Genomic DNA, 386 nt, shown 5'->3' with positions numbered 1-386 from the left:
CGTCATGGCGGCGCTGCGACGCGCCTGTCTCGCGGCCGGAGCGCACCTGGTCGAAGCCTGCGAGGCCGAGCCGGAGCTGGCCGGGGGCCGCGTTCTCGGCGCCTCGACGCCGCGCGGGCTCTGCAAGGCCCCGGTCGTGATTGCGGCTGCCGGCGCCTGGACCCGATTTCAGGGGCTCGACATCCCCGTCCGCCCGCTCAAGGGCCAGTCGCTCGCGCTCCGCAGCACGCCCGGGACCGGCACGCTCGCGCGTGTCGTCTGGACCGAGCAGGTGCATCTCGCTCCCAAGAGCGACGGCACTCTCCTGGTCGGCGCCACCATGGAAGAACGCGGCTTCGACGACAGCGTGACCGCTGGCGGCGTCTATGCCCTGCTCGACGGTGCCC

At 73.6% G+C, this 386-nt stretch carries 1 protein-coding gene; it reads left to right on the top strand.

Annotated elements, in window-relative coordinates:
• On the top strand, window positions 1–386 hold a 386-nt coding region (locus AB4Y92_RS26375), incomplete at both ends, for an NAD(P)/FAD-dependent oxidoreductase (protein ID WP_441822312.1).

This window comes from Lysobacter sp. TAB13 (assembly GCF_052113885.1).
Lineage (GTDB): Bacteria > Pseudomonadota > Gammaproteobacteria > Xanthomonadales > Xanthomonadaceae > Lysobacter > Lysobacter gummosus.
The sequence above is the reverse complement of the archived record's forward strand: the minus strand, read 5'-3'. Positions and strand labels throughout refer to the sequence as shown.